Here is a 20,097-nt window from a genome sequence, read left to right as displayed (position 1 = left end):
GCGGTACCTCCTCCGGACCGCTCTTTTACACCACTCAGTCATTCAGGATTATTGACCCTTATGCAACAACTCACTCCGCTCCCCCCTACACCAGCAGAGACCCTGCCACTGGCAGCTGGCGCTTTATATCGACTCAGCGCCCTCGACGTAACGTTCGCCGAGGAGCTCAAGTCCTTGCCCAAAGCCAGCGCAGCAATCATTGAAACGCTTGGCGGGCAGGACGACTCGGCCAAAGAAACCAGCGTGGCTGCACTGCTCCAACAGCTCGACGATTTCTGGCAAGCCCCCAGCGCCAAAGGTCCCGTTCGTAAAGTTCTGTTCATTGAGGGCATGGAGCAGGCACTGCGCAACGAGGTGATCGTCAAAAACCACGAGCGCCATCTGGACCCGCAATATGCTGCCTGCTTACCCCTGCCAACGGTCAGTAAACAGATCGGCCGTTCTCTGGAGATGTTCACGCTGCATGTGCAACTCAATGACAAGACAACCATTGAGATCGCTGGCGCGCTGGTGTTCATTTCAATCACAGGCCTGACCTTGCTGGTCTTGCCCGGCCTGGGTACGGAGGGTTTCGCAAGCCGCACCGCCTTTGGCACAACGCTTGTTCAGTGGCTCAACAACGATGTGTTGCGTCATGCGCTGTTCAACAATGCCCAGCAGCGCGACCAGCAATTACTGGAGACGATCACACAGGATCCGAGCCTCTATCTGGAGCCGTTTAGCGCTGCCGACCTGCAACTGCAACCGGTCACCGGCAGTCCCTTTGCCCATGCTTTCGAGCGCCAAATCCACAAGCAACGCAGCGATGTGCGCCATGCCTGCCTCGATGCCAAGGCAACCGACAGTAAAACGATCTCTGCACGAATCGCGGCGGCCATGGGCATGGAGGGGCTGTTTGGCCCCGGAGCCATGCTTGCACAACGCGAAATGGCTTACTGGGAACGCCAGCAGCGCAGGAATCTGCCCCACTGGATCAAGGTCGCCAGCCAGGACGACCTCAATCAGTATCAGCAACGCCTGACCCATTACGAACAGAGCCGCACGGCATTGCTCAGCGCCCTGGGTGGCGCAACTTCCCATGAGTCCTTCGCCAGAATAAGGCTGCGCGCTCGCATCGCTTCCGACCTTGGCTACGATCTGGAACCCGAGCAGATCATGATCGCGACGCAACGCCGACTGGCAATCTCCGGCGAACTTTATACGACCCGGCGCTCGCTGCTGGAAATGGCACTGTACGGGCTACATCCCGGAGACACGGACGCCAGCTCGGCACTCCAGACGCTGAGCACCTTCCGTCTGAACGGCACGCTTATGCAAACGAGCCATCCACTACTGACCCACGCTTACGTAGCGAAGCTGGTCGACGATCTGAATCTGGGCACTGTATTTCGCGAGTACCAACAAACGGTCTACGCAACTGAGCACAATCAGCAACTGATGCGCGACCTCACACGCAAGCAGGTAACCGCTCTGGCCTACGCGGCAAAGATGCAGGCGCATATCCTGGCGGACGATTTCGCGATCATTGAGCAGATCGAGACGGATGCAACGGGGCAGACCACGCCAAATCTGCAAGTCCAGCAGATCAAGCTTGATGACGGCGACATTCTGGGCGGCATGCTGATTTTTCGTAAAAACGATGCCCAGGGACGCCTTGAGCGGCTGATCATGTTCGCTGCCGATGCGCCGAGGGCACAACGTTTTCAAGCCTTCGACAACCAGACTCAACTCACCCACGAACTGGTCAGCTGGACCACATCGCCTGAAATGAGCCGTTATTTGCTTAAACAGGTGCCAGCGTCCAGCCGTGAAAATCTCGAGAAGCGCTTCGCCGCCCTGCGCCTCAAGCCTTACCCACCCGCCAACTACGTTCAGCTAATCACTCGCAGCCACTACAATCAGGCACTTGGGCAGTTCGTGCGCCAGCATGTGCGAGTGGCCGCCGCCGATCAGGCGCAACGAGCGCCGGACTGGTTCATGCGCGCCAGCCTCGCCGAGCGACAGGAACTGCTGGCCCTGGAAGATGCGATAGCCGGCGCTACCGAAAACTTCCACGCAAAACCACCCACCCAGGCGCAGGATTTCGAAGACTACGTTCATCAGCGCGCCAGCAAAAAAATCAGCGAGTTGCTGGGTGTGGCTGAACGCAGCGTCGATCCGGACCAGATCATCATCACCTCCCAGCGCGAAGTACTGAGCTACACGCAGATGTTGCGCAACGGCTATGACGATACCCTTGGGCTGCTCAGCAGCAGCGCCGACACCGAAGCAACATTCAGTGGCCCGTCGTCTATCGATCTGACGCCACTGACGCCGCAAAAAGTCGCACGCTCGGTACATGGCAAGTGGCTCAGCGACGATTACATCAAGCTGGTCAGGGATACCCTGCTCGATCCTGCTTCGCCCGGTTACGACCATCGCCGACGCAGCAGCCTGCAGATCACCGTACTGCAAATGAAAGCGGCTGCACTGCGTGGCTATCTTAAAGGTCAGCTCGACCCACAGCAGTATCAATGGCTCCGGCTATCCATGAACCATCTGCACCAGACCGACAGCCAGGCGCGGCTCCTCTATCCGCTGCACACCTTGCAACTGCGCCTGGAAAACCCGCTGATAGGCACCGATATTTCCAAGGTGGGCGAAGTCGTGAACGACCTCTATAACGCGGTTTCACCTGGCAGGGTCGAGCTGATTCAGGTTGAAACCGTTCAGGGTTGTTATTTGTTGTCATCCGCCGACGCGACCCAGGCAACAATGCTTTACACCCCGCAGGCACCGGATGGTCTTGAGTTGCGCCTGTTGAGCGACTTCAAAAGCTCGCTCTCAACCTCCGGCATGATCGATTACTACAAAGACCGCTGCCGGATTGATGCACGCCGCAAACTGTCGTTCTTCCTGCGCGACATGAGAGAAGGCGGAGAGAGCAAACCGCCGGTCATACCGCGGGATGCAGTGAACGACTTCCAGGATCTCTGCTTCAATCGCCCCCTCGAGCGCCAACTGCGCGATGTCGAGGACACGACCACTGGCCGCAGCGATATGCTGGCGAAACTGGCCTGGATAACATTCGAGCTGGTCGCCACAGTGGTAACGCTGCCCTTCCCGCCGGCCAGCTTTGCGGTCGGCGCACTGCTTTCCCTGCGCGACAGCATGAAAGCCCTGCAAGCCTTCGCCAATGGCGACCGGGAAACCGCCAGCGCCTATATTCTCAGCTCACTGTTCAACAGCCTGGGCGCAGCCGGGGATTTGTCAGCTGGCATGAAAGGTTTCGGTGCATTGCGCCAACTCGGGCACAACGGCAAACACGCGTCAGTACTTCCGGCCGCGAAAAACATCACGCGCGCCCCCAGTCAGGCTGACCTGCATCCCGTGCACCTCGAGGGGGAGACCTTCTGGCGCAGCAAGCCAAACGCGAATGGCCATGCATCGGTGTACCACGTGAACAGCGATCTTTCCAAAGCCCCACAACCGACCGGAGAGTTCGCCCGGCGTGACCTGGACGGTGCATGGCGCCCCTTGGGCCAGCCTGTCGCCCAGTCGACCGCCCTGAACGCAGACGGCATAAAACAGGGGGTCGCCGTGAACATTTCAATGAAAGATACGATCCCGTTGTCGTCCGGCCACGCCAATGGCGTCAGTCTGATCAATAACAAGTATTACGTCGAACTCGGCACTCAGGTTTTCGAGGTCCACTTCGATGCGGGAGCGCGCTGCTGGAACATCATCGACCCGCAAAATCCGTTCGCCTTCTTCGGCAAGCGTCCGGTACGGCTGGATGCTCAGGGCAAATGGCAACTCCTGCAGCGACACAATCTGCGTGGCGGGATGGACGATACATTCAGGCCGCTGGTGAGTGAAACCGCGACAACCGCCGACCCCATTACCAGTGCGGTAGTGCCCTATGAACTGCCACTGCAGTTACGCCCACATTTCAGCATTCTCAGTAATACCAGTAACACGATGGACGCACTGGGGCTGGATCTTGAAGACTATTTCAACGCTGTTTTCAGAGAGGTACGCTCGAAATTCTCAGCCCAACGAGACAAACTCTACCTTGATGCGCAGGCATTTTTTACGTCGGCCGTTCCGGCACCACGCCCGGTGTTACCTAGCCTGGACGCGAACGCCGGAGCTACCGGGCTGATCAGGAAAGTCTTCGAAAACAGCAATGCGATGGTCGTCAGCGAGGCCCCAAGGTCGCTCGCCAGCAAGCGTCTGCTCATCGAAAACATGGCCGCGCTGGCTGAACAGGACGTGAAGGTTTTGTACATTCAGCATCTGTTTAGCGATCTGCATATGTACAAACTGGAGAAATACCGAAAGCTGGGGGCCAGAAGCAGGACAGGCTCAAGTGACCTGAAATTCTGGCTGGAAGAACTCAACGGCGGCGCACTGAGAAACCGCAGCAAGGAATATGACTACTATCACTTGATAAAGACCGCGCACCGCCATGGCCTGGAAGTTCGACCGATCAGCTCTTCGGTCAGCTACCCACTGCTCAATAATCCGGTGGCAATCGCAGCGGGCGACCTGGCAACTGAACAAAAAATGAGCAACTTCTTCGCACATACAGTTATTAGCGCCGACGTTACGTCCCATCCATCACGCCGCTGGGTGGCGTTACTCGACCAGAAATTTGCCAATACGTATCAACAAGTCCCTGGCATCGCCGAGCTGCAAGGCGCGATCAGCGTACGCGTACGCGAAGTGCCCCTCGGTCGACCGACCGTTATCAGCCGGGAGATTGAAGAAACCGGCAATGCGTTTGGCAAGTCCGATTTCCGGATCGAAATGGCCAACCCGCTGCTCCAGGATCAAGGCGCATCAAGCCTGGCTACAGCGCTGACGCAATCGCCACCCAGCCGACTGGATGACGCGCTTTATCAGCAGATACATAGAAAATTCAGGGGCGAACTCGATAACCCTTACACGGGCAAGCCAGGGTTTGAATGGAACGACGCCAGCGGCTGGCAACCAGTCGACGTGCAACACTGGCCCGCTGAAACGCCACCTACGGCCCTGCAACTGTCCTTGCGAGACACCGCCTATTCAATGCCCGCAGAAGCACGTGACACCCTGCATGAATTGATCAATTTCGAGAACCGCGGGCTGGACTCGCGTTATTTCAGTGCCAATAAACAGCACTCGGTGGTCAGTGACCAATTTTTCAATCTGCGCCACGCATTGCAGAAAGATGCCCGGACCATCATCGTCAAGGAGTTACCGGCTCGCCCAACCATGCCAGCCGTTGCACCGGGCATGAGCCATGGCGATTTTCTCGAAGACCTGTATCAGCATGCCGATGGCGTGGTCATTGGAGAGGTCCATTCCTCCATTGCCAGCAAGAAGCTGATCATCGACAACTTGCCGTTACTGTCCAGACAAGAGGTAAAAACACTCTACATCGAGCACCTGCTCAGCGACGTCCATCAGGCAGACCTGGATCGTTTCGTCGACACCGGCTACATGAGCAAAACCCTGCTCCATGACTTGAAAAGGATGGACCGAGGTCATAACACCGATGTCGACGGCGTTTACACCTTTGAACATCTGATCACCAAGGCGCGCGGTCAGGGCCTGGAAATCAGGGCTTTGGACTGTGCCGCCAGCTACTACCTCAAAGACCTGGAAAGTCTGGCGCCGACTACTCGCCAACAGATGTTCAGCCACTTCGCTTCGCGCACAGTGCGCAAACATCAAGAAGTCATGGGGGCCCACAAGTGGATTGCACTGGTCGGTAACAGCCATGCCAATACGTTTGAAAAAATTGTCCCGGGACTCGCCGAGCTGGAAGGCGGTATCGGCGTACGAGTGATCGATGTAAAGCCCGGTCAGGCTCGAGGCATCTCGATAGACCCAGGAGAGAAGGTGACCGATACCTTGAGCAGTCAACAGAGCTTCATCAAAAGTGACTTTCGGGTAGAGATGGAAACCTTCAAACCCGCCGTTGCCGTCCGACCTGCGCAATCGTTGCCTGTCGAGGAAAGACTGATCAGGCCTGGGATGTTTTTCGTCGAAGAGAGTGAAAACAGCCTGCCTGTGATCGTCCATCGCGCACGGGACAATGCCATTCATCGCACGCCGGTGAAGGTCAACGCACAAGGACAGGTTTATGTGGAGCGAGCCACCTGGACCTCGGTCAACCTGAAACCTTACGCAGACATGGACGCCCTTATTGTCGGGCTGGAGGAAATCAATCTGACGCGGGTTGCGTGAGACGCGATGATCTTGTGGGAGTCGCCCCGGTGTCCCTGACACCACGCTGTCGCGCAGCAAACATTGGATCTGTAGGAGCCAACTTGTTGGCGAGACGTCGGACCCGCATCGTCAGAAATTCCGCTTCGCCAACAAGTTAGCTCCTACAAGGTCCCTGTTTCAAATCCATTATTGGAGTGATGTTTGATAGCAGCCGGGCTTGCCCGCGATGAACGATGACGCGGTGTGTCTGACGAACCGCAGCGCCTGAATCGCGAGTAAGCACCACACCCATAAAACCGGGTTATTCCCGTTGGAGAGAGGCCTGCCCGCGAATCAGTCGCCACGGTGTATCAGTAACACCGCGCTTTAGCTCTTCGCGGGCAAGCCTCGCTCCAACGCAGCGCCCTGCACCCAAAATGACTAAACCTTCGGCAACCGCTGTTCAAGCAATTGGTGCAGCGCGCTATCGGCGGGCCAGTTGCGCATGAAGCGGGCGCGGTCGCGGGCGAAGGCGGTCGCGAACGAGGCCTGCGAGGTGTGCTGGCACATGGCGTCCAGATCAATCAAAGCCCAGCGATCCTGGCGCCAGAACACGTTATGGCCTTTCAGATCACCATGGCTGATGCGCTCACGCACCAACTGCTCGAAAAGCTGATCCAGCGCCACCAGCTCGCTTTCCGGCGCATCTCCCGACGTTACGTAAGGCGCGAAGCGCTCGATGATATCCGGCCCCGGCAAAAACTCGGTGACAAGGTACGCCTTGTTCCGCAGACCGAAAAAGCGTGTTTCCAGCAACGCCAGCGGCTTGGGCGTGGCGATGCCGAGGAACATCAGCCGATTGCCTTCACGCCACGAATGCCAGGCGCGACTGGGGCGCCAGAAGCGCTTGAACCAGTGGGCAAGGTCCTTGATGTTGTAGCGCTTGATCACCAGAGCACGACCATCGACTTCGACCCGGGCGACACTGGCCGCACCGCCAGTCTTGTACATGTGACCCTGATCCAGCAGCGCATCAGCGTTAGCCAGCACAGGCAACATTGCAGGCTCTTCTTCCCGGCGAATCGCGCGCAGTTGCGACGGCTCATCAATCACGCTGAACAGACTGCAATCACGCCCCGCCTTGTCCAGATAATCCTTCAATCGCCAGGCACGTACCTTGTCGATCTGCTTCTGCAACGCTTCCATGGGCAGACCATGTTCGCCATTGCTCAACAGGTAATGCACCAACAACTCTTCGGTGAAGGGTTCCAGAGACTTGGGCAACTGAGCGAAAAACACGCCGAGGTTTTCCAGCACTTTTTGCCGGGACAGCGGTTTGCCCGCCTCTTCAGCACGAATCCCCGCGCCATCGATCAAGTACAACTTGCCGTTGCAGCGCAAAAGGTTGTCCAGATGCAGATCTTCCTGCCACAGCCCTTTGAGGTGCAACTGAGCGATGGCCGACAACGCCTCGCCCAACACGTCCTGCTGCGCGTCGCTCAACGGCGTCTGATCTTCCACCTCAAGCCACGCATCGCCCAGGCTGCGGGCCTGTTCGAGAAACTCGAATAGCAGCCAGCCGCCCTCGCCGTCCTGAAGACCGTCAGCCAGCAACAACGGCGTGGTCATGCCTTGCGCAGCCAATGCACGTACGCCTTCCAGCTCACGCTGAAAATGCCGTGGGGCTTTTGGGCCAACCAGTAATTTGGCCAACACTGGCCGGCCACGCCATACGCCCGCACCGACATAACGCTGACCGGGCAGAACCCGCAGCAACGTCAATAATTGCAATTCAGCAGGACCGGCCGCATCCGCCAATGACAGATTGATCGGCAAGACGGGCGTACGTCCGGCCTCTTTGAGTTCAGACAAACGCATCAACGGATCTCTTCGTGTTCGCTGCGCCGTGCAGCGCGCTTGTGAGTGCCGCGCTCACCGAGCCGCGCATACAAATCTTCGACCTGCGGGCTCTCGAGCCCCGCTTGCAGATAAGCCGCCAGCAGCTCCCGCACCTGCGCACTGCTCCACATCGGCGCCCGACGCAAGAGTGGCTCAAGGTCCTTGATCCGGTCACGCATCCCGAGCAGCAAGGGCCGGGTCTTCTCTAGATCGATCAACTGCGCACGATAAAAGCCCGCCTTGGCCCGCATGAAAATATGCTTGGGATAGAAACAACCGTGTATCTGCCGCGCCGCGTGCAGCGTGCGCGCCAAATCACCGCAGGATTGCAGAATCGCAGACTGTTGCTGGCTCTCCATCTCGGGCCAATGCTGCAGCAGCGTATCCAGATCAGTCCAGCCATCCAGCGCCCGCGTCATCAGGATTGCACGGCGCTCGCCATTGACGCGCTGCTCGCCGTAAAACACCGCCTGCAACGCCGGAATACCCAACTTCTGGTAGCGGCTGATGTTACGAAACTCGCGGGAAAACGACGGCTCGCCAAGCGGATGGTGCAAGGTGCGAGTCAGGTAGTTGCTCTGGCGCTTGAGGTAGAAGCCCGTGCCTTCAAGCTCCATGCGGAACACGCTGCTCCAGCCGCCGCGACCGGTATTGGGCTCATCGACAGCATCGAGCTGGACCTCCCAAAGCGAGTCGAAATCAGCCAGGCCATGGCGTTCAAGCAACGGGCGCTCGCTGGGTGCAATAAAATCAGTCATTCGCGCCCCTCAAAGAAACTGACAACATGGCGGATACGTTTCTTGTCGGACGCGTTCAGCCGCGTTCGCTGTCGATACTGCAAATAGAAGCGCAGACGCTGTGTGTTGGACAGATGGTATTTACCTAACTTATCCAGACACGCCAGATCCTTGGTAATTCGATACCGCAACATGAAGCTTGTCCAGAACGCGCCATTGGGGCAATCGATCAGGAATACCCTGGCTTGATCGTCGACCAACAGATTGCGCCACTTCAGGTCGTTGTGCGTAAAGTTCTGGTCATGCATGGCACGCGTGTAGCGGGCCACCTGACGGCTGACCGTATCCACCCACGAGCGGTCGGACAGGCGTGGGTCCTCACGCTTTGCCACGGCGGACAAATCTTCGGTATTGGGCAATTCACGGGTAATCAACGCACCGCGATCGTAAGCGGTGCCGCGACGCTCCAGCCCCCAGGCGACCACCTCGGCAGTAGGAATGCCCCATTTGGCAAAACGCTTGAGGTTCTGCCACTCGGATTTGACACGCGGCTTGCCCAGGTAGCGACGCAAGCCTTTACCAGCGCCCACATAACGTTTGACGTAATAGTTAACGCCTTCGCGCTGAACCTTGATCACTTCCGACAATGGGTCCCGGGTCAGTCGTTCGCCTTCCAACGCAAACACCGCGTCAAGGCTGCCAAATTCGTCACTCAAGGACGCGTAGGCCGGCTCCAGATTCCAACCTGCCATCAGAGCGCGTCCCCGTAGCGGACTTTACGCTCATAAAGCTTGTCGGCTTTGACCTCAAGCCAGCGCAGCAGCCTCGCTTCTTCCGCCAGAATCTGGCGCAACGGTTGCTGGAAGTAGCCTTTGAGAAAGCGCAACTTGTCGCGCCGCGTCAGGCCGATATCCAGTGCAGAAAAGTACAGTGCGGCCAGATCCTTATTGCGCCAGCGCGGAGTAATTGCCCGGCGGGTCTGGGCGCGATGCAGGTCGATCACCGAGAGGCGGAAATCATCGGCCGTGACCGGCTTGTCGGTGTGCAACAGGAAGTGGCAGATGTAACAGTCACGATGGTTGACACCCGCGCGATGCATCATGCCCACCAACCGCGCCACTTCGGCAATGAACGCGCGCTTGAGGCGTGGCTCTGGCGGCTCGTTCCGCCAGTTGATGCTGACATCCTCCAGGCTTTCGGTGGGTGCCAGCTCTTCGGTGACGATAAATGAATGCTGCGCCGCCGGGTTGTTGCCCCGCTCGCCGTAAGCCACGGCGGTCATGGTCGGTACGCCCACTTCTTTCAGGCGGGCAATGGCTTTCCACTCCATGCCTGCACCCAGCACGGGCAGTTTGGCGGTGAGCAGGTTCTTGCCGATTTCGCCCCAGCCAATGCCGCGGTGAATCTTGACGAAGTAACCGCGACCATCGACTTCGGTGCGCAAGGTGCGCCGACCTTCGAGTTCGCGATAGACCTGACCGTCCAGACGCTCGACTTCGGCGAAGGCGTCGCGGCCCTCCCAAAGGGTCTTGAACGGTTCAGCGAGGAACAACTTCATGCGTAGTGCTCCGCCAGAATCACATCGGCCGCGTGCTGCGGCATGCTGTAAAGATCGGCTGTATCAGCGAAGGCCAGACCATTGCGGCTCCAGTTGGCGCGCGCAGTGTCATCGGCCAGCATGTTCGCCAGGTATTCGTTGAGCTGTGTCTGTTCGAACGGCTCATCCAGCACCAGACCGCTGTCGGCTTCGGCGATGTAATGAGCATAGCCACACACCGCGCTGACCAAGACAGGCAGCCCCGCCACCAGTGCCTCAAGCAGCACGGTGCCGGTATTTTCGTTGTACGCCGGATGAATCAGGACGTCGGCCCCCAACAGGAAACGCGGAATGTCGCTACGCCCCTTCATGAAGGTGACGTGATCACCCAGGCCCAGCGTCGCGCTTTGCAGCTGGAATACTTTGGGGTCGTCCTGACCGATTACAAACAGCCGGGTACGTTTTTTAAGTTCGGCTGGCAGCGCGGCGAGCGCTTTCAGGCTGCGGTCCACGCCCTTGGTCTTGAAACCGGAGCCGATCTGCACAAGCAACAAGTCGTCGTCAGCCAACCCGAATTCCTTGCGGAAATCAGCGCGAATCTGCGGCGCGTCAGCAGGTGCGCGACGATCCTGGGCAATGCCCGGCGGCAACAGATGAAAGCGCGACAACGGTGTGTCGTAATATTTGATGAACAGCGGCTGCTGGACTTCGGAAATCATCAGCACCTGAGTCTTCGCGTCTTTGGCGAACACCGCTCGCTCGTACTCGGCGAAATGGCGATAGCGGCCCCATTGGCGATACAGCGAATGACGCAACGTCTGCGCTTTGTCTTCAAAGCAGCCGTCGGCGGCGTAGTACACGTCAAGGCCAGGCATTTTGTTAAAGCCGATCAGACGATCTACCGGGCGCTTGGCCAGGTCCGCTTCCATCCAGGCACTGAGCTTTTCATTGCGGCGATGGTTGAAGAACGCTTTGACCGGCGCCACCAGCACTTCGAAGCCCGGCGGCACTTCGCCTTCCCAGATCAGGGTGTAAACCCGGATCTGATGCCCACGCTGCTGGCACTCCAGAGCGATGCGCATGAAGTCGCGTTGCAGCCCGCCAAACGGGAAGTATTTATACAGTACAAAAGCCAGTTGCATCAGCCGGGCTCCTTTGCCAGCAACAGCGAACCCAATTGGCTCGCTACCCGCTCGGGATTCAAACGAGTGAAGCACATCGGCCACTCGCGTTTTGTATCGAACTGACGGCGGTCTTCATCCGTCGGTTGATACGTACATTTCTTTTGCAGGCACGGCGCACACGCCGGGTAGTCACCCGCCAGATGAACCTGCGACTTGCCGTAAGCACCGGTCAGCCCAGGATTGGTCGGGCCAAACAGGGAAACCGTCGGCACATCCAGCGCTGCGGCCAAATGACCAATACCCGTGTCCACCGCGACACAGGCCTGCGCACCGGCCAGCACCTGAGCGACGCCTGCCAGATTCAGCTTCGGCAGCACGGCTGCATGTTCCAGACCTTCGGCGATGCGCTCGGCACGGGCTTTTTCGCTCGGGTTACCCCACGGCAAGCGCACTTGCAGGCCCTGCGCGCCCATGCGTTCGGCCAACTGCCGCCAGTACAGCTCGGGCCAGTGCTTAGTGTCCCAAGTGGTGCCATGCAGAAATAGAACGAATGGCGGCGTATTGTCGTCTGCACCCAGCAGGCGACCACGGTCGAGACCGTAATCACCCAGCCCGGCAGGCACCGCGTAACCCAGCGCTTGCCCGAACAGTTGCCGTAATCGCTCAACCGCATGTTGCCCACGCGCGACTGGATAAGCCTGATCGTAGAAACGGCTGGCGAGGGGCTCGCGGGCCGAGTCCTTGTCCAGTCCGGCCACGGGTGCGCTGACATAGCGGGTCAGCCAGGCACTTTTCAGCAAACCCTGAGCGTCAATCACCAGGTCGTAATGGGTATCGCGCAAACGTTGTTTGAAGCGCCGCCACTCACCGGTCTTGAACGTCTGCCAGAGATTCTTGCGCCAGCGCCGGATCGCGACCGGAATCACATTGCCAACGGCCGGGTGCCAGGTCGGGATCTCGGCGAAGCCTTCCTCCACCACCCAGTCAAACTGGATACCCGGCACAGCCCGAGCAGCATCAGTCAGTGCTGGCAACGCGTGAATCACATCGCCCAGCGACGAAGTTTTGATCAGCAAGACCCGCAATCAGGCGACCTCCACCGGTGTGGCACCCAGATTACCCAGCGCCTGCACCACGGAATCCGGCTCCAGCAGACGCATGCAATTGTAGTGGCCAAACCGGCAGGTACGATCAAAGCAAGGGCTGCATTCCAGGCCCAGACGCACGACTTCCACCTGATCGGCCAGCGGCGGCGTGAAGCCCGGCGATGTCGAACCGTAAACCGCCACCAGCGGGCGATTCAGCGCCGCCGCGACGTGCATCAGACCTGAGTCGTTGGAGACCACGGCATCGGCGCACGACAACAGATCAATGGCTTCAGCCAGCGAAGTATCGCCGCTGAGATTGACCGACTCTTCGCGCAGGCCTGGAATCAGCCGTTCACGAATGCTTTCGCCCACCGGATGATCTTTCTTCGAACCGAACAGCCAGACTTGCCAGCCTTCGCGAATCTTCGTTTCAGCCACTTTCGCGTAATGCTCGGCAGGCCAGCGCTTGGACTCGCCGAACTCGGCTCCCGGACATAACGCAAGCACCGGCCGATCCAGGCTGAGGCCAAACTTGGTCAGCGCCGCATCGCGGGTGGTGAGATCAATACGCAGGTCTGGTTTTGGGTAGGGACGCGGCAGCTCGGCACCGGGTTCATACGCCAGCGCCATGAAACGCTCGATCATCAGCGGATACCGCTCTTTGTCGAGCGTGCGCACGTCGTTGAGCAGGCCGTAACGAAACTCGCCACACCAGCCGGTCCGCTTGGGGATGCCAGCAAAAAACGGCACCAATGCGGACTTCAGAGAATTGGGCAGCAGAATCGCCTGATCGTATTGCCCTGCCAGGGACTTGCCGATCCGGCGACGCGTGGCCAGTTCCAGCGCACCGTGACCCAGCGGAAAGCTCAGGGCCGCGCGCACTTCAGGCATACGCTCCAGAATCGGACGGCTCCATTCCGGGGCCAGGACATCGATGTCGCATTCAGGGTGGCGCTGTTTGAGGCACTGGAACAGCGTTTGCGCCATTACCATGTCGCCTACCCAGCTGGGCCCAACGATCAGAATTCTCATGTTTCATCCAAAACGACAGAAACGATCAGGGAGGCCGATCGGCTTGCGTGACGTTCCCACACAACCCGACGCCTCCCTGTCATAGCTTTATATAGTGCCTTTACCGTAAGAGCGGTTGAGGCACTGTGGGAGCGAATTCATTCGCGAAAGCGGCGCATCGAACACCAAATCTCTATCGGATGTACCGCCCTCTTCGCGAATGAATTCGCTCCCACACAGACTGTGTGAAAACGTAGCGAGCGACGGCAAGACAAGGCAAAAACAGGCGAAAAAGCGGAGTCTAGGTGTTCTAAATGAGCATTTTTCGCCTGTTTTTAACGCAGTATTGCCGAGCGCAGTAGTTTTCACACAGTCTGCACAGGATCACCGCCAACCAAGATGAACGCTAACCCGTGGGACCTCAGATCAACTCAAACCCATCTCCCCCCAGACCCGCATCACTTCGCGGCGCTGGGTTTCAAACTGATCCCCCGGCACGACACCGGCCTGGTTCTGCAAGGCCTGACGGTGAGCGGCCGAGCGGTAGATCTTGTAGACCTCGCGTAGCAGGCTGGCGTCGCTGGCGGGGATCAGCCCGGCCTCTTCCAGCCCTTCTAGAATACGAATGTTATCGGTGTAACGCAGCAGTGCCGGATGCTCCCGGGACCACGCCAAGGCCGCGTATTGCACCATAAATTCGATATCGACGATACCACCGGCATCCTGCTTGAGGTCGAAGGGCACTGTTGCCAGGAAGGCATTTGCCGCCGTACCGGCCGCCGTGGCCTTGGTGCCGAGGCTGCCACGCATCTTGGCGCGCATCTCGCTGACCTCCTGCTGCAGCCTGGACAAATCCCGTTCGCGGCCCAGCACCGACGCGCGCACACCTTCAAATGCCTGCCCTACTTCCCGGCTGCCCACCAGCACCCGTGCGCGGACCAGAGCCTGATGCTCCCACGTCCATGCTTCATTTTCTTGATAGCGGGCAAAAGCCCCGAGCGAACTGACCAATAACCCTGATGCGCCAGACGGGCGCAAGCGCATGTCCACTTCATACAGTTGACCGGAGTTGGTTTGCGCGGTCAGCAAGTGAATGATCCGCTGCCCCAGACGCGTAAAGAACTGCGCGCTATCAATCGGTTTCGCTCCATCGGTTTCAGCCTGCAAGTCGCCATCATGGATGAACACCAGATCAAGGTCCGAACCATGGCCCAGCTCGATGCCACCAACCTTGCCGTAGCCAACGATGACAAAGCCCGGATCACAAAGGCTGCCATCCGGCCGCGACGGCGTTCCGTGGCGCGCAACCGTGTGCCGCCACGCCAGCGCCAGCACCTGTTCAAGAATCGCTTCGGCCAGCCAGGTCAGGTAATCGCTGACTTTCATTAAAGGCAGACTGCCGGTGATTTCCGATGCTGCCACGCGCAAACGGTGCGCCAGCTTGAAGTGACGCAAGGCTTCCATCTGCTGTTCAAGGTCATCTTCGGGGATTCGGGTCAGACGCTCGCGCAATTCCGCAGCCAGCTCCAGAGCTTGCGGCGGGTTGAACAGTCTGCCCTCGTTGAGCAACTCATCAAGCAGCAACGGGAAGCGCGCAATTTGCTCGGCAATCCATGGGCTGGCGGCGCACAGCGTCAATAACTGACGCAGTGCATCAGGGTTTTCGGTGAGCAGCACCAGATACGCAGAGCGCCGGGCGACGGCTTCAACCAACGGCAGTACACGCTCAAGCACCAGATCGGGATTGTCGTGTTCGACCGCCTGCGCCAGTAAACGCGGAATAAATGCATCCAGTCGCTCACGGCCAAGACGCTGCATGGAGCGCAACTGGGAGCTGTTGCGCAAATCGTTGAGGTTCTTCAGCGCTTTATCTGCATCAACGAACCCGCCTGACAGCAACTGGCGGCAGGCGGCGTCTTCGTCCTGGGACTCTTCCCACAGCGGCAGCCATTCCACACCGACCACAACCTCGGCTTCTTCCTGCTGTTCGTCGTCCGGATCAGAGTCCGGGTCCGCGATGACCTGACGGAAATGCCACGACACCCGTCCACGCCAGTGCATCAACTGTTCATGGAAGCTCTTCCAGTCGGCAAAACCCAGCATGAAGGCGATTCGGGCCTGATCCTTTTCATCCTCAGGCAACATTTGCGTCTGCCGGTCGGCAATGGCCTGGATGGCATGCTCGGTATAACGCAGGAATTCATAGCCCTGACGCAATTCGTCGATGACCGCAGCAGGCAAGTAACCCTGCCCTTCCAGCGTGCGCAGCACTTTAAGCAGCGGGCGCTGTTGCAGGCTCAAGTCCCGTCCACCATGAATCAACTGGAACGCCTGGGCGATGAACTCGACTTCGCGAATGCCACCGGCACCCAGCTTGATGTTCTCTGCCATGCCTTTACGGCGCACTTCCTGCTGAATCAGCTGCTTCATGGTGCGCAGCGCTTCAATGGCCGAAAAATCCAGATAGCGGCGATAGACGAACGGCCGCAGCATGTCCAGCAACTGCTCGCCCGCCGCCTGATCGCCGCCCACGACACGGGCCTTGATCATCGCGTAGCGTTCCCAGTCGCGCCCCTGGTCCTGGTAATACTGCTCCAGCGCATTGAAGCTCAGCACCAAGGCCCCGGATGAACCGTAAGGCCGCAGGCGCATGTCAACGCGGAACACGAAGCCGTCGACGGTTATCGGGTCCAGCGCCTTGATCAAACGCTGCCCCAGACGGATGAAAAACTCCTGGTTATCCAGTGGGCGCTTGACCCCCACCGTCTCACCGCCTTCCGGATAAGCGAAGATCAGGTCGATGTCCGACGAAAGGTTCAGCTCCACCGCACCCAGCTTGCCCATGCCCAGAATGACCATCTGCTGCGCTTCGCCGCTGCGCCGCCCCGTAGGCGTGCCGAACTGCTGGCAATGGCGCTCGTACAACCATTGGTAAGCCAGGTCGATGCAGCCATCAGCCATGTCGGACAGATCGCGACAGGTTTCCACCAGATCGGCCTGCCGGGTCAGGTCGCGCCAGATAATCCGCACTTGCTGCCGCGCACGCTGGCGACGTAGATTACGCCCCAGTTCGTCCTCGCTGACGGCTTCGGCCACCGCTGCCGCGAGCTGCCCGCGCAGCTCACCGGGAGCGAAACTGCGCTCCAGCTCACCGGATTCCGCGAGGTCCAGCAACAGATGAGGGTCACGACAGACCTGCTCGGTGACGAAGTCACTGGCCGCGCAAACCCGGTCGAACGCTGCACGACGAGATTCAGGCCAGGCGTCGAAAGGTGCCGAAGCGCCGTCCGACGAAGCAGCAAGGGATGTGCGAAACGTCTGTTGCGCACGAGAGACTAAAGGCAGCAGGATGGCCGGAATATCGGCCAGCGAAGGTAGGCTCATGGTCTATCCTAGATCGGCGTGCGAAGCGCTGTGTAGCGCGCAAAAAACCTGCGAGCGACTGACAAGACTGTCGAACAAAAGTCATAAATTGCTGGGATAGTTAATTTTGTAGCAGCCAGCATCTGATTTGATTCGCTTATGTTTGTTTTCAACCAACAGGAACGTTTTATCCCACAACACATGACGAACCTTTTATACGCTTCCCTGTAGCTTTACTACTGCCCCTACAGTTCGAAAGGCTGAAATAGCCGACGATTTGTAGTAAAACTACACGCCGCCGGAACAACCGCCGGTCATCCAAGAATTTATGTCGTCTGCCCACAAGGCCAGTCGCAAACACTCAGGCAACCGATTCTGGAAGCCTTTCCGCCCTGGAGCAAGCCATGCAAGACCTCGATCCCGTCGAAACCCAGGAATGGCTGGACGCCCTGGAATCGGTTCTCGACAAAGAAGGCGAAGACCGTGCTCATTACCTGATGACCCGTATGGGCGAGCTGGCCACCCGTAGTGGTTCGCAGCTGCCGTACGCCATCACCACGCCTTATCGCAACACGATTCCGGTCACTCACGAAGCACGCATGCCTGGCGACCTGTTCATGGAACGCCGCATTCGCTCGCTGATCCGCTGGAACGCGTTGGCCATGGTTGTCAAAACCAACCTGAATGACCCAGACCTGGGCGGTCACATCTCCAGCTTCGCATCCAGCGCCACGCTGTATGACATTGGCTTCAACTACTTCTTCCAGGCCCCGACCGACGAACACGGCGGCGACCTGATTTACTTCCAGGGTCACGCATCGCCAGGCGTTTACGCCCGTGCGTTCATGGAAGGCCGGATCACCGAAGAACAAATGAACAACTTCCGTCAGGAAGTCGATGGCAAAGGCCTGTCGTCTTATCCACACCCGTGGCTGATGAAAGATTTCTGGCAGTTCCCGACCGTATCCATGGGTCTGGGTCCAATCCAGGCGATCTACCAGGCGCGCTTCATGAAGTACCTGGAGCATCGCGGTTACATCCCTGAAGGCAAGCAGAAAGTCTGGTGCTTCCTGGGCGACGGCGAGACCGACGAGCCGGAATCCCTGGGCGCCATCGCGCTGGCCGGTCGTGAAAAACTCGACAACCTGATCTTCGTCGTCAACTGCAACCTGCAGCGCCTCGATGGCCCGGTTCGCGGCAACGGCAAGATCATTCAGGAACTCGAAGGCGTATTCCGCGGTGCTCAGTGGAACGTGACCAAAGTAGTCTGGGGCCGCTTCTGGGATCCACTACTGGCCAAGGACGTCGACGGTATCCTGCAACGTCGCATGGACGAAGTCATCGACGGCGAGTACCAGAACTACAAAGCCAAAGACGGCGCGTTCGTCCGTGAACACTTCTTCAACACGCCTGAACTCAAGGCGATGGTTGCTGACCTGTCCGACGACGAAATCTGGAAACTCAACCGTGGCGGCCACGACCCGTACAAAATGTACGCGGCGTACCACCAGGCTGTTAACCACAAGGGTCAACCGACCGTGGTTCTGGCCAAGACCATCAAAGGTTACGGTACCGGTGCTGGCGAAGCGAAAAACACTGCGCACAACACCAAAAAAGTCGATGTCGACAGCCTGCGTCACTTCCGTGACCGCTTCGACATCCCGGTCAAAGACGACCAGCTGGAAGCCCTGCCATTCTTCAAACCGGAAGAAGGCAGCGCCGAAGCCCGTTACCTGAGCGAGCGTCGTGCTGCGCTGGGCGGCTTCGTACCACAGCGTCGCGCTGAAAGCTTCAGCCTGCCGACTCCGCCACTGGAAACCCTCAAGGCGATTCTGGACGGTTCCGGCGACCGCGAAATTTCCACCACCATGGCCTTCGTGCGGATCCTCTCGCAACTGGTCAAGGACAAGGAAGTTGGCCCGCGCATCGTGCCGATCATCCCGGACGAAGCCCGTACCTTCGGTATGGAAGGCATGTTCCGCCAACTGGGTATCTACTCTTCCGTCGGCCAGCTCTACGAGCCAGTCGATAAAGAACAAGTGATGTTCTATCGCGAAGACAAGAAAGGCCAGATCCTGGAAGAAGGCATCAACGAAGCAGGCGCCATGTCCTCCTTCATCGCTGCCGGTACTTCGTACTCCAGCCACAACCAGCCGATGATTCCGTTCTACATCTTCTACTCGATGTTCGGTTTCCAGCGTATTGGTGACCTGGCCTGGGCCGCTGGCGACAGCCGCACCCGTGGCTTCCTGATCGGCGGCACCGCCGGCCGTACCACCCTGAACGGCGAAGGTCTGCAGCACGAAGACGGTCACAGCCACATCCTGGCATCGACCATCCCGAACTGCCGCACCTTCGACCCGACTTACGGCTACGAGCTGGCAGTGATCATCCAGGACGGCATGCGCCGGATGTTCGAAGAACAGCAGGATGTTTTCTACTACCTGACCGTGATGAACGAATCCTACGCCCAGCCAGCCATGCCGGCCGGTGTCGAGGAAGGTATCGTCAAAGGCATGTACCTGCTCGAAGAAGACACCAAGGAAGCGGCGCACCACGTCCAGTTGCTGGGCTCGGGCACCATCCTGCGTGAAGTTCGCGAAGCGGCGAAAATCCTGCGTGACGAATTCAACATTGGTGCTGATGTCTGGAGCGTGACCAGCTTCAACGAACTGCGTCGCGACGGCCTGGCCGTAGAGCGCAGCAACCGTCTGCACCCTGGCCAGAAGCCTGCGGTCAGCTACGTTGAAGAATGCCTGGCTGGCCGTAAAGGTCCGGTGATTGCATCGACCGACTACATGAAACTGTTCGCTGACCAGATCCGTCAGTGGGTTCCGACCAAGGAATACAAAGTCTTGGGCACTGACGGTTTCGGCCGCAGCGACAGCCGCAAGAAACTGCGTAACTTCTTCGAAGTCGACCGTCACTTCGTTGTGCTGGCCGCTCTGGAAGCCTTGGCTGATCGTGGCGATATCGAACCTAAGGTTGTGGCTGAAGCCATCGTCAAGTTCGGCATCGATCCTGAAAAACGCAACCCACTGGATTGTTAAGAGTCTGCTTCGAGATCGTATAACGCGCTGAACGAGGAGCGACAAGGCAGCTGAAGATGCGGAATTTACCGTTTTTGATGAACGTTAAATGAGCATCCGAAAGCTGTTTTG

Annotated in this window: 10 protein-coding genes; 2 read left to right on the top strand and 8 right to left on the bottom strand. The window is 58.5% G+C overall.

Annotated elements, in window-relative coordinates; all coding sequences use genetic code 11:
• Positions 1-60: 60 nt before the first annotated feature.
• Complete coding sequence (locus tag RX972_RS17970; RefSeq protein ID WP_316877526.1) at positions 61-6,216, top strand: membrane-targeted effector domain-containing toxin; 6,156 nt, start codon at positions 61-63, stop codon at positions 6,214-6,216.
• Positions 6,217-6,618: 402 nt separating this feature from the next.
• Here the strand turns inward: RX972_RS17970 and RX972_RS17965 are convergent, their stop codons facing one another.
• The 8 genes from RX972_RS17965 to glnE form a co-directional block, all read right to left on the bottom strand.
• Positions 6,619-8,055 carry a lipopolysaccharide kinase InaA family protein gene (locus RX972_RS17965; protein WP_316877525.1) on the bottom strand — a complete coding sequence of 479 codons (1,437 nt, stop codon included), beginning with the start codon at positions 8,053-8,055 and terminating at the stop codon, positions 6,619-6,621.
• Entirely contained in the window at positions 8,055-8,834 is a 780-nt protein-coding gene (locus RX972_RS17960; RefSeq protein WP_122808393.1) for a lipopolysaccharide kinase InaA family protein, read from the bottom strand. The genes RX972_RS17965 and RX972_RS17960 overlap by 1 nt, the downstream gene beginning before the upstream one ends.
• Positions 8,831-9,565, bottom strand: a complete 735-nt coding sequence (locus tag RX972_RS17955; RefSeq protein ID WP_316877524.1) for a lipopolysaccharide kinase InaA family protein — start codon at positions 9,563-9,565, stop codon at positions 8,831-8,833. The genes RX972_RS17960 and RX972_RS17955 overlap by 4 nt, the downstream gene beginning before the upstream one ends.
• Positions 9,565-10,371 (bottom strand): lipopolysaccharide core heptose(I) kinase RfaP, encoded by an 807-nt coding sequence (gene rfaP, locus RX972_RS17950; RefSeq protein ID WP_027900905.1) that lies wholly within the window; start codon positions 10,369-10,371, stop codon positions 9,565-9,567. The genes RX972_RS17955 and rfaP overlap by 1 nt, the downstream gene beginning before the upstream one ends.
• Positions 10,368-11,492, bottom strand: a complete 1,125-nt coding sequence (locus tag RX972_RS17945; RefSeq protein ID WP_316877523.1) for a glycosyltransferase family 4 protein — start codon at positions 11,490-11,492, stop codon at positions 10,368-10,370. Before RX972_RS17945 ends, rfaP begins: the two co-directional genes overlap by 4 nt.
• Positions 11,492-12,559: a lipopolysaccharide heptosyltransferase I gene (waaC, locus tag RX972_RS17940; RefSeq protein WP_316877522.1), complete on the bottom strand. Its 1,068-nt coding sequence runs from the start codon at positions 12,557-12,559 to the stop codon at positions 11,492-11,494. Before waaC ends, RX972_RS17945 begins: the two co-directional genes overlap by 1 nt.
• Positions 12,560-13,594, bottom strand: a complete 1,035-nt coding sequence (gene waaF, locus RX972_RS17935) for a lipopolysaccharide heptosyltransferase II (RefSeq protein ID WP_316877521.1) — start codon at positions 13,592-13,594, stop codon at positions 12,560-12,562.
• Positions 13,595-13,999: 405 nt separating this feature from the next.
• The gene (glnE, locus tag RX972_RS17930; RefSeq protein WP_316877520.1) at positions 14,000-16,957 is read right to left on the bottom strand and encodes a bifunctional [glutamate--ammonia ligase]-adenylyl-L-tyrosine phosphorylase/[glutamate--ammonia-ligase] adenylyltransferase; all 2,958 of its coding nucleotides are present in this window, start codon (positions 16,955-16,957) and stop codon (positions 14,000-14,002) included.
• Between the two features lie 383 nt (positions 16,958-17,340).
• Between glnE and aceE the strand changes: the two genes are divergently transcribed.
• Positions 17,341-19,986 (top strand): pyruvate dehydrogenase (acetyl-transferring), homodimeric type, encoded by a 2,646-nt coding sequence (gene aceE, locus RX972_RS17925; RefSeq protein WP_027901057.1) that lies wholly within the window; start codon positions 17,341-17,343, stop codon positions 19,984-19,986.
• Positions 19,987-20,097 lie beyond the last annotated feature (111 nt).

Origin of the sequence: Pseudomonas syringae group sp. J309-1 (assembly GCF_032582135.1) — a bacterium.
Taxonomy (GTDB): domain Bacteria; phylum Pseudomonadota; class Gammaproteobacteria; order Pseudomonadales; family Pseudomonadaceae; genus Aquipseudomonas; species Aquipseudomonas quasicaspiana.
Note: the sequence above shows the minus strand (reverse complement) of the source record. Positions and strands in the feature narration are given on the sequence as shown.